This is a genomic window from Microcoleus sp. Pol12B4 (assembly GCF_036701385.1).
Taxonomy (GTDB): domain Bacteria; phylum Cyanobacteriota; class Cyanobacteriia; order Cyanobacteriales; family Microcoleaceae; genus Microcoleus.
This window is the reverse complement of record NZ_JAUBQR010000084.1, coordinates 1-7634: the sequence shown is the minus strand read 5'-3', so window position 1 is coordinate 7634 and position 7634 is coordinate 1. Positions and strand designations below refer to the sequence as shown.

The 7634-nt window shown below is 45.5% G+C and carries 6 protein-coding genes; 3 read left to right on the top strand and 3 right to left on the bottom strand.

The features are described from left to right. The coding region (locus QUA38_RS13725) for an SDR family oxidoreductase (RefSeq protein ID WP_333162576.1) at positions 1-633 on the top strand (633 nt) is incomplete at its 5' end. A gap of 182 nt (positions 634-815) precedes the next feature. Here the strand turns inward: QUA38_RS13725 and QUA38_RS13720 are convergent. Both QUA38_RS13720 and QUA38_RS13715 read right to left on the bottom strand, forming a co-directional pair. Next, positions 816-1571, bottom strand: a complete 756-nt coding sequence (locus QUA38_RS13720; RefSeq protein ID WP_333162574.1) for a Fe-Mn family superoxide dismutase — start codon at positions 1569-1571, stop codon at positions 816-818. Positions 1572-1785: 214 nt separating this feature from the next. Beyond that, positions 1786-2970 (bottom strand): aldo/keto reductase, encoded by a 1185-nt coding sequence (locus QUA38_RS13715; RefSeq protein WP_445305053.1) that lies wholly within the window; start codon positions 2968-2970, stop codon positions 1786-1788. On the opposite strand from QUA38_RS13715, the gene QUA38_RS13710 reads away from it, so the two are divergent. After that, the gene (locus QUA38_RS13710) at positions 2930-3079 is read left to right on the top strand and encodes a hypothetical protein (protein ID WP_333162599.1); all 150 of its coding nucleotides are present in this window, start codon (positions 2930-2932) and stop codon (positions 3077-3079) included. The genes QUA38_RS13715 and QUA38_RS13710 overlap by 41 nt on opposite strands. A 233-nt stretch (positions 3080-3312) precedes the next feature. Here the strand turns inward: QUA38_RS13710 and rpiA are convergent, their stop codons facing one another. Then, positions 3313-4029: a ribose-5-phosphate isomerase RpiA gene (rpiA, locus tag QUA38_RS13705; RefSeq protein ID WP_333162572.1), complete on the bottom strand. Its 717-nt coding sequence runs from the start codon at positions 4027-4029 to the stop codon at positions 3313-3315. Between the two features lie 39 nt (positions 4030-4068). On the opposite strand from rpiA, the gene QUA38_RS13700 reads away from it, so the two are divergent. After that, on the top strand, positions 4069-7634 hold a 3566-nt coding region (locus tag QUA38_RS13700; protein ID WP_333162570.1), incomplete at its 3' end, for a tetratricopeptide repeat protein.

Sequence of the window (7634 nt, the reverse complement as noted above, 5' to 3'; positions counted from 1 at the left end):
CTCGGCCGTCGCGCTATCGCGATTCAAGCAGATGTCTCACAGCGCGACCAAGTGGAAAGGATGGTCGATACGTGCGAGCAAGAACTCGGTCAAATCGATATTCTAGTAACAAATGCGATCGCCAGCGTCCGAAATACCTTGCTGGAAACTAACTTTGAGGATTTACAGCGGACACTAGAAATAGGGGTGTACGGTGTGTTTCACATCTGTCAAATAGTCGCCCGCCGTATGGTGGAAAGGAATGCCAAAGGCTCGATTATCCATATCTCATCCCCCCACGCTCATTTTCCCTATAAGGGTGCGATTGACTACAACACCACCAAAGCAGCCTGTCATCACCTCGTTCTTTCTATGGCGAATGAACTGATGTGGCACAAAATTCGGGTCAACATCCTAGAGCCTGGGTGGACTGATACTCCGGGTGAGCGACGCTGGTACAGCGACGAATTGCTTGAGTCGTTCAGTAACAGAATGCCTCTTGGCCGGATGGGATTCCCGGAAGACTTAGGGAAAGCAGCAGTTTTCCTGGCATCTGATGCAGCTAGCTACATCGCGGGTAGCGTGTTAAAGGTAGATGGTGGATTGTACATTGAGGGCAGCCCGAGTTTGACAGCAGAATCAGAAAATAAGTAGGTAGGTGGAATTAAACTGAACCATCTAACAGTATGGAAACAGGGCCAAGTCAGCCACGCTTAATGCTCAGGATATTCTACAATCGTTGACTTACTTAATTGCGTTTTACAGCGCCTACCTACTTAAAACAGAGTTGGTTGTTGAGCTGTTTGCGGTCGATCGCAACAACAAGCTTTTTTGAACTAAGCGCTAGCCTTTTCGTAGCGCTTGTTAATTTCCGCCCAATTAACAACATTCCACCAAGCTTTTAAGTAGTCGGCGCGAAGGTTTTGATATTTGAGATAATAAGCGTGCTCCCAAACATCGTTACCCATAATTGGATAGTTGCCATCTATTAAAGGCGTGTCTTGATTTGCCGTAGTTGTAATCTCCAGTTTGCCAGCTTTATTGCGGACTAGCCAAACCCAACCGCTGCCAAAACGCTTGGCGCCGGCATCGTTAAATTTTGTTTTAAAATCGTCAACACTGCCGAAAGTTTGCTTAATTGCTGTTGCAATTGCCCCTGTGGGTTCGCCGCCGCCGTTGGGACCCATGATTTCCCAAAACATAGTGTGATTTAGGTGTCCGCCGCCGTTGTTACGCACGGTTGTGCGAATATCTTCCGGCACTTTGCTCAAATCTCGCAGCATATTTTCAGCACTCATATTTTTGAGCTGCGGGTATTTGCTGACAGCATCGTTGAGGTTTTTAACGTAGGCGGCGTGGTGTTTGTCGTGGTGAAATTGCATAGTCCGCGCATCAATGTGCGGTTCTAAAGCATTGTATTCGTAGGGCAAAGGCGGCAGGGTAAAAGGGCCGGGGGTTTGGGCTATTTTTGGGCTTTCTGCAACTGGACTTGCTTGCGATACATTATTTCCTGACGCTTGGCAAGCACCTGCGGTAATAGCTCCGACGCTGGCCGTCAGCAAATACAAGAAATCTCGGCGTTTGAGAGTCATAAAAAATACCTAAGTGAATTATTAACTGTTTTATCTCAGATTAAAGCAAAATGGGAGTGAGTTGAGAAAAAAAGTTGAATCGCCCGAATGGATGAGACGGATGGGCGATGGTTGTGAGAGTGTCTCAAGTATAGGCTAATTGTGTGCGCGTAACTAACTCACGTGCTCCGGTTCAGCAACCCGGTTTCTGTCTCGAAACCGGGTTTTTTTGCGATTATTCTTGGGACAAGCGCTGGATGGCTTCGCCTCCAAAAACCCGATCGGCTGCTTGAAGAATACCGGGAATTTTAGCAGCGTGGGGACTGTGGGCTAGACAGCGGCGCAAGTCTAATTCATCGAGGCGATCGGCTTTTTGGCCCGGGAACCAGTGACTGGCATTACCTAAAAGGTTGTAGCGCATCTTGCAATAGTCGATCGTATCGTAAGCCTGGGCCAAATTCCACAGCCACAGAATCACATAAATATTAATACCTCCAGGAGTATTTTCTATAGTTGGTAAACCTACGTGCCAAGTTTTAAACCAATCTTCTCCTAATTTATCAATTGCTGCTTTTTCTAATTTTTTTAATATCGGAGGCAAAATTTCATCGGCTCTATCTAACAATTCTACAGCTTTCAGATGTTCGTTAAAATCTTCAGGTTTGGCTGCGCCCAAACTCAAAGTGTGTACTTGCAGATGCGACAAGCAAAACAAATCATTAAACACCATCGGACTCAGCGGATAGCACAAGTCGATTAATTTTTGTGGCGGGCTGTAAAGTTGACCACCTTTATCGGAAGGACTGATAATAAAAACGCCCATATCGTGACTTTTAGCAGCTTCAATAGCAGGCCAATTACTTTGATTGATGTAGTACCAGTGCAAGTTAAGATAATCAAATTGATTGGTTTCAATTGTTTTGACAATCACATCCGTCGGGCCGTGAGTGGAAAAACCAATAAACTTAACCTTGCCTTCTGCTTGCAACTTTTTCGCCACATCCATGCAGCCGCCCGGCCGGATAGACTCCTCTAGCAATTCCCACGTATTAATGCCGTGTAGCGACAGTAAATCGACGTATTCTAGTTGTAAATAAGCTAAGGATTTTTCAAAGTCTTCGCGGAACTCTTGGGAGTTCGGTTTGGGGCTAACTTTCGTTTGCACTATCAATTTTTCGCGGGGAAAATTAGGGAAAAGCCACCCCAATTGCATTTCGGAAGTGCCGTAACCGCGAGCAGTTTCTATGTGATTGATGCCGCATTCAACCGAGTAGCGAATCGTCGCTTCTAGATTTTGTTGATTGTCTGGTGGAATTTCATTGGCTGGCACGTCTTGCCATTTGTACTGATATCTCATGCCACCGCAGGAAAAGACGGGCATGGATAATTCTGTGCGACCGAATCTGCGATATTGCATCATAATCAAAGTCAAAGCTATAAAAGAAGGAAGTTCGGCAACGGATTCTGTAACGGATGTAACGGATGTAACGGATGTCAGGAAGAAGAAAGTTCGGCAACGGATTCTGTAACGGATGTAACGGATGTCAGGCCGATGGAAGTTGGAAGAAGGAAGAAGAAAGATGTAACAATCGCAAGGGTTTGACTGATTAAAAACTTCTTAATAGTCTTGGCAGTTGGTATAGGGTAAAAAACCTTGTTTTGGTATTTTTTCCGATAGTAAATTCCATATTGTCGCATTCTCCTGAACAGGCAAGGTGCCTGTTCCACAAAGAGTTTTTGACCACCCGTAGGCAAGTTTTGACTATTTAGAAATTTCGCGTACTACGGGTTTTCCGTCTTTGATTTCGCCGACTAAAACCAAATCGGTACAGTTTACAAACAAACCATTTTCTAACACACCGGGAATGTTGTTCAAGCTTTTTTCCATTTCTCCGGGGTTGGCAATATCATCAAATTTGACATCAATTACCATATTACCTTGATCGGTAATTACCGGGCCTGCTTTTTTCACACCCATGCGGAGTTCTGGTTTGCCACCCAATTTTTCAATGGCGCGCATCACTGGTGTTAATGCCATCGGTATAACTTCGATGGGAACGCGAAAAGTCGAACCCAATTTATCTACGATTTTGGAACCGTCAACTACTACAATAAACTGAGTTGCGAGGTAATCGACTACTTTTTCGCGGGTGTGGGCTGCGCCGCCACCTTTAATTAAGTTGAGGTGGGGATCTACTTCATCCGCGCCATCAATAGCAACATCAATTCTATCAATTTCATCGAGTGTTACCAGCGGTACTCCGTACTGTTTGGCTAACACTTCTGATTGAAAAGATGTCGGCACTCCCTTGATATCTTTGAGTTCACCTGATTTTATGCGATCGCCCAATGCTTGAATAGTATAAGCTGTAGTTGACCCCGTGCCGAGTCCGACAATCATACCAGATTGTACGCGATCGGCAGCAGCAAAGCCGACTTGCTGTTTCATAAATTTTACGGGATCTTGTTCTGTGGTCATTTTCGGTACTCCTCAATAGTTTTAAAATTATACCATTTAATGAAAATCGGGTTTCTTGATACTTATACTTGGGATTACAACATTGAAACTCCTTACCGCGAACCTTTGGGCGGCACTCAGTCGGCTATTTGTTACTTAGCCGAGGCGTTGGCTGCACAGGGAAACGAGGTATTTTTGCTCAACAATACTTCCGAGCCGGGGATGTCGCGCGGCGTTGATTGCAGGCGGCGCGTGGGGGACAAATCTAATTTAGAGTTACTGCGATCGCTCGATTTTTTAGTTATAGTCAATATACTCGGCAAAGCGGTGGAAGTTAAGCCGCTTTTGGGGGAACAAACTCAATTAATTTTGTGGATTCATAACGAGCCGGGCTTTGTATTCCTCGAAAATTTTAAAAATGAGCGAGAAATCAATGCTTGCGATGCCTTTGTATTTGTCAGCGACTGGCAGCGCGAGCAATTTCATCGCCGCTTTGGGATTGACTTAAATCGCAGTTGTGTTTTAAGAAATGCGATCGCACCTTGTTTTGCTAATATTTTCCCCGATAATATTCCTATCCTCTATCATAAATCTCGACCGCCCATTCTAGCTTACACCAGCACTCCATTTCGCGGACTCGATATTTTGTTAAAAGTCTTTCCCGAAATTCGTCAAGCTGTCCCCGGAACCACATTAAAAGTATTTTCAAGCATGAAAATACACCAAATAGACGACAATGATAACAGGCTTTTTTTTGGTCAACTTTACCGCCAGTGTCAGGAAACAGAAGGCGTCGAGTACGTCGGTTCCGTACCCCAACCCGAACTCGTCCGCCAACTGCGTTCAGTCGCGGTTTTAGCTTACCCGAATACCTATTTAGAAACCTCATCTATTGCCGTGATGGAGGCAATGGCCAGCGGTTGCCGAATTGTGACGAGTGAATTGGCAGCTTTGCCGGAAACAACTGCTGGATTTGCCCGTCTAGTTTCAATGTCAGGGGTGGAAAATTTTGCATCGATAACTAATTGGAAGCGGGCGGGTAAGCCAGATTGGGAGGGATATACAAGGCGGTTTTTAGAGGCGATAGTCGGAGTTTTAAATGAGGGCACGGGTGCGGGCGGCGCAACTGCTGAAAATCATCTGAGGCAGCAGGTAGAATATATAAATCGAGGGTGTACTTGGTCTGTGCGTTCCCGAGAGTGGGTAGAATGGTTGAATATTATTAGTGTAAAAACTGTAAGAGTGGCAGAGCAAATGATAACGGAGTCGTTGGTGGATTCAGAAGCAGCTCAAGCATATTTTGTAAAGGGAAATCGGCTGAAAGATGCAGGTAATCTCGGTGGCGCTATCGAGAATTATCAGAAAGCTTTAGAGTTAAATCCAGGAGATGCGGAAGTTCATAAAAAGTGGGCGGAAGTTTATGTTTTGCAAGGAGAATTTGAAAAGGCGATCGCCTCTTGTAATGTCGCTCTTCAATTTCAACCCACTTTTGCTCCTGCTTACTTGACAATAGGCAATGCTTTGCAGAGTCAAGGCAAACTGGAAATGGCAATTCAAGCTTACTTGCAAGCTTTAGAAATTCAGCCGGAATTTGCTGAAGCCAGCGCGAATCTCGGCAGTATGTATTACAAGTTAGGGCAATTGGAACAGGCAGCCAATTATTACCAAAAAGCTCTGGCGATTAATCCTCAATTGTGTTCGGTCAATATGATGCTGGGCAGCGTTTTGCAGCAGCAAGGAAAGTTAGATGCAGCCATTGCTTGCTATCAAAAAGTGTTGCAACAGCAACCTGGAGATGCCAGCGCTGCTGAGAAATTATCGAGTTTGATCGCACAAAAAGAGCGGGAAACTACTGACAGCAACTTTATCGAATTAGAAACAGAATCAGGAGAATCGCAACCAGTATCTGTCAACAAAGATGAAGGCTACGGCTTGCAACCTTCGAGCATCAATTTGCCGCCAGCACCCACCACTGAGACTTTAAATACTCCGTTTACAAACCCCGCCGAAGTTTCCGAACAAGTTACCTCGCTCAATGTTCCAGATAGTGGACAGGTTGCCAATTTTCAAGAAGTAGAACCGTACAATAAACTCGCCGAAAACTTTTTAGTTCAAGGTAAAATTAAAGAGGCGATCGCAGCTTGTCAGCAAGCGCTAAAAATTCGACCGGATTTCATCTACGCTTACGTCACTTTAGGCAATGCCTTGCAAGCAGGAGGCAAAACTGAAGCTGCAATTCGTTCATATTCTCAAGCCCTAGAATTGCAGCCAAATTTTGCGGAAGTGCGCGCCAATATCGGCAGTATGTATTTCAAAATGGGGCGTTTGGAAGAAGCGATCGCCCATTACCAGCAAGCCATTGCCCTCAGTCCAAATTTAGCGGGCGCTCACTGGAATTTAGGAAAAGTATATCACAAACACGGCAACATCGAAGCAGCGATCGCCTGTTTTAAAAGAACATCTGAACTCAACCCGCAGCTAGTCGGTGCAGACTTCCACTTTAACTTAGGTAATCGACTTTTCAGCCAAGGAAAGCGCGACGAAGCCATCGAAAGCTACGAAAAAGCGATCGCCATTAAACCAGATTGGGCCGAAGCTTACGGTAACATCGGCAGCGCGCGATCGCAACAAGGCAATCTCGACGCCGCCATCGCTTATTATCAGAAAGCTGTAGCTTTAAAGCCGCAATTAGAAGTTTTGCACTTCAATATAGCCAATTCTTTTTTGCAGCAAAACAAGTACGACGAAGCAATTACTAATTACCGCAATACTCTGCAAATCAAGCCCGACTGGCCGGAAGTTCACGCTAACCTCGGCAGTTGTTATTCCATGCAGGGGCGGCTGGAAGAAGCTTTAGCCAGCTATCAGCAAGCTTTGGCCTTAAAACCGAATTGGGCAGAGGTTTACTGCCGGATGGGGCACATTCAGAAACAAGATAAGCCGTTGGAGGCGATCGCCAATTTTGAAAAGGCGATCGAATGCAACTCCAAATATAGCGAAGCCTACCAACAATTGTGCGACTTGCTAAGCCATTCTACCAACCTCGCCGGAGCCCGTAGCGTAGCCGACAAATACTGCCAAAACTGTGGCGAAAATGCCCCAGTCATGTCAGCTACAGCCTACGTCTTTTCCTACCTGCAATCAGGTGTCAGCAAACAGGCAATTCAGAAACTCGAAGAAATCGAAAAACTATGCTACGAAAAGGTCGAAACCTTTAGCGTAATCGAACTAAAACTGCTCTACGAAATCTTCCTGTTTGCAGTTTCTCACCTGCGAGACAACCGCGAAAAGAATGCCAGTTTCTACAGACTTATTGCCAAAGAATACTACCAAAAAGCCGTCCCTAAGCGCCAGGAAATTAACAGAAGCAACCACCTAGCCAAGTACCAAACAAAAGAACAGCGTCATTTAAAAATCGGCTTCCTTTCCAAACACTTCCGCCGCCACTCAGTAGGCTGGTGCAGCGAAGCTTTAATCCGCGAATTAAGTCACATCACCCCCCACGTTCACCTTTACGTCACCGGGAAACTCCACCGAGATGAGGTTACGCAGCGGTTTGAAGACATGGCGGGCAAGTTTTACTGGCCTAAAAAATATCCAAACGGCTTTGCTGATGGCGGTGAAAT

Coding starts and splice junctions, on each gene's coding strand:
- QUA38_RS13720 (WP_333162574.1), bottom strand. CDS start 1,571: ATGACTCTCAAACGCCGAGATTTCTTGTATTTGCTGACGGCCAGCGTC.
- QUA38_RS13710 (WP_333162599.1), top strand. CDS start 2,930: ATGGATAATTCTGTGCGACCGAATCTGCGATATTGCATCATAATCAAA.
- QUA38_RS13715 (WP_445305053.1), bottom strand. CDS start 2,970: ATGATGCAATATCGCAGATTCGGTCGCACAGAATTATCCATGCCCGTC.
- rpiA (WP_333162572.1), bottom strand. CDS start 4,029: ATGACCACAGAACAAGATCCCGTAAAATTTATGAAACAGCAAGTCGGC.